The organism is Streptococcus sp. SCPM-O-B-23252 (M501) (assembly GCF_058200355.1).
Genome location: NZ_JBYQGS010000014.1, coordinates 1 through 276, shown reverse-complemented (window position 1 = coordinate 276; position 276 = coordinate 1). Strand labels below are relative to the sequence as shown.

The 276-nt window shown below is 52.5% G+C and carries 3 tRNA genes; all 3 read right to left on the bottom strand.

Annotation, left to right across the window (positions count from 1 at the left end):
• Positions 1 to 9 precede the first annotated feature (9 nt).
• Positions 10 to 99 (bottom strand) — tRNA-Ser (locus AC3E6G_RS09515).
• A 9-nt stretch (positions 100 to 108) separates the two neighbouring features.
• Positions 109 to 182: transfer RNA gene (locus tag AC3E6G_RS09510), tRNA-Ile, on the bottom strand.
• A gap of 16 nt (positions 183 to 198) precedes the next feature.
• Positions 199 to 272 (bottom strand) — tRNA-Met (locus AC3E6G_RS09505).
• Positions 273 to 276: the final 4 nt, after the last annotated feature.

Here is a 276-nt window from a genome sequence, read left to right as displayed (position 1 = left end):
TTAATATTAAGGAGGATGTGGGATTCGAACCCACGCACGCTTTTACACGCCTGACGGTTTTCAAGACCGTTCCCTTCAGCCGGACTTGGGTAATCCTCCAGCTAATTATGGACCTTGTAGGACTTGAACCTACGACCACTCGGTTATGAGCCGAGAGCTCTAACCAGCTGAGCTAAAGGTCCGACAAGATCAATAGTATAGCGGCGAAGGGGATCGAACCCCCGACCTCCCGGGTATGAACCGGACGCTCTAGCCAGCTGAGCTACACCGCCATAA